Genomic DNA, 2,460 nt, shown 5'->3' on the forward strand with positions numbered 1-2,460 from the left:
CGAGGCGGGTGGCTGGGAGGGCACGGGGCCCGGAAGTCCAGGGGCGGAGCCCCCTGGACCGGGGAGGTGGAACTCCGGGGAGTTATGACGGGGTCAGACGCCACTGCTGGCAGGTGTTGTTCAGCCACGTCCACTGGCGGACGTCCGCCGAGTCGGCCGTAGAGCAGTTCGCCACGTCGGCGACCTTCCCGGTGGCCTGGTTCACGATACGGACGTAGTCACTGTCCGTCGCCAGGAACCGGAACCGCTGGCACGTGTTGTTGAGCCACGACCACTGACGAAGGTCGGCGCCGTCGGCGGTGGAACAGTCGGCCGTGTCCATGACCTTGCCGGTCGCGACGTTCACCAGCCGGCTCGTGTCGTCGCCCTGGTCCTCCAGCCGCCACCGCTGGTTCGCGCCCCCGTTGCAGGCGTACTGCTGCACGTTCGCCCCGTCGGCGGCGGAACTCCCGGCCACGTCAAGGCACTTACCGCTGTTGCGGTTGCGCACGGTGTACGTCGTCGAGGCTGCCGACGGCTCACCGGAGGGCCCGGTCTGGCTGGCGCCCAGCCGGACCGGCGTACCGAGGTTCGGCGTACCGTCGGAGTTCCAGGTGAACTTCTGCGCACGGGCCGTACGCCCGTTGTCGCAGCCTTCCGACGCCGCGTCGTTGGCGTGGTAGACGATCCAGCTCTCGGTGCCGTCGGGTGAGGTGAAGAAGCCGTTGTGGCCGGGGCCGTAGACGCTGTTGGCGTCGTTGCGCTGGAAGACGGGGGTGGACTTCTTGGTCCAGGCGGAGGCCGACAGGGGGTCGCTGCCGGTGAGGGTCAGCTGGCCGAGTTTGTAGTCGGGGGTCCAGCAGCCACTGGCGGAGTAGATGAGGAAGGTCCGCCCGCCCCGCTGGAGGATCTCCGGACCCTCGTTGACCGAACCGCCGCTCTTCTCCCAGGAGTTGGTGGGAGTGGAAATGGTCGAGAAACCGGTCGCCAGGGTGTACGGGTTGGACATGCGGGCCGCGACGAGGTTCTGCGTGCCGCCGCTGGCGCTGCCGAACAGATAGAGCTGGCCGTTGATCGTCGCGACCGTCGGGTCCAGCATCCAGGCGGAGTTGAGCTGGTTGCGGTAGGTGTAGGGCCCGAGAGGGTCCGAGCCGGAGCTCTCCAGGACGTGGGTGCGCTGGGTGGCGTTGTAGTCGGTGACGTTCTGCCCGGCGACGTAGTACAGGTACCAGCGGCCGTTGAGGAAGTGCAGCTCGGGTGCCCAGATGTTGCAGCAACGGCTTGCCACGTCATCCTGCCAGACCTGGATGTTGGGCGCGGTGGCGAGTCCGGCGAGGGTGGCGGACTTGCGGATGGTGATGACGCTCGTCCAACTGGTCGTCACCATGAAGTAGTTGCCGTCGTGGTACGTGATCCAGGGGTCGGCGCCCTTCTGCGTCTTGACGGGGTTGGCGAAGGAAGCCGCGCTGGCGGTGGACTGCCCGACGGACAGGGCGAGTAGCAATGCGGCCAGCAGGGTCAGTAGGCGACGGGCCATCCGCTGCTCCAGTTCAGTAGGTTGATGCCGAGTTTGGGTGTGCCGTTGTCGTTGCCGTCGTAGTAGTGGTAGACGATCAGGTCGCCGTCGGCGTCCTTCACGATCGACTGACCGCCGGGGCCGATGTACCGCCCGTGCGACTCCAGCACCGCAGTGCCGCCGTTGTTCATGAGGGCGACGCCGTTCTTGTCGTAGTACGGCCCGGTGACGCTGGTGGCGCGGCCGACCTTGACCTTGTAGGTGGAGCTGGTGCCGGCGCAGCAGGTGTCGTAGGAGGCGAAGAGGTAGTAGTAACCGTTTCGCTTGACGATGTACGGCGCTTCGACGGCCTTGGTTCCGGTCGGGCGGGAGGCGAGGGAGTAACGGGTCGTGTTGCTCGAAAGCTGTTTCCCGGTGCCGGGATCGATCTGGATCATCTTCAGGCCCGTCCACCAACTGCCGAAGGACAGCCACCACTTGCCGTTGTCGTCGACGAAGAGGTTGGGGTCGATGGCGTTGTAGTCGCTGGAGGTGGTGGAGGTGTGGACGGTGCCGTAGTCGGTCCAGGAGCCGGGCAGTCCGGTGGCCGAGGCGGCCAGGCCGATGGCGGACCTGCTGGAGCCGAAGGTGGAGACGGCGTAGTACATGAGGTACTTGCCGCCCTGGTACGAGATGTCGGGCGCCCATGCCTCGGTCGTCCCGTACGAGGACCACCAGCCCGGCTTCGTGGAGAAGGCGTCGCCGCCCGCGCTGAACGCGATGCGGTCGGTGGAGGTGCGGTAGGAGAGGCCGCCGCCGGTGGCGTAGAGGAGGTAGCGGCCGCCGGAGGTGCGGATCATCGTCGGGTCGTGCACGACCGTGGACCCGGTGACCGTGCCGGGGTTGGGGTAGGCGGAGGCGGTGGAGGGGACGAGGGCGAGCAGGACCGCAGCGGGGAGGGCGAACAGCGCGGCTCGCCGGGAGGA

2 protein-coding genes are annotated in these 2,460 nt (G+C 67.5%); both read right to left on the reverse strand.

Going from position 1 to position 2,460, the window contains the following annotated elements; all coding sequences use genetic code 11:
• Window positions 1-82: 82 nt before the first annotated feature.
• Entirely contained in the window at window positions 83-1,516 is a 1,434-nt protein-coding gene (locus P1P75_RS41075) for a family 43 glycosylhydrolase (RefSeq protein ID WP_319265033.1), read from the reverse strand.
• A partial coding sequence (locus P1P75_RS41080; protein ID WP_319265036.1) for an arabinan endo-1,5-alpha-L-arabinosidase occupies window positions 1,498-2,460 on the reverse strand: 963 nt, incomplete at its 5' end. The genes P1P75_RS41075 and P1P75_RS41080, both read right to left, overlap by 19 nt.

Source organism: Streptomyces sp. ID05-39B (assembly GCF_033794725.1).
Taxonomy (GTDB): Bacteria; Actinomycetota; Actinomycetes; order Streptomycetales; family Streptomycetaceae; genus Streptomyces; species Streptomyces bobili.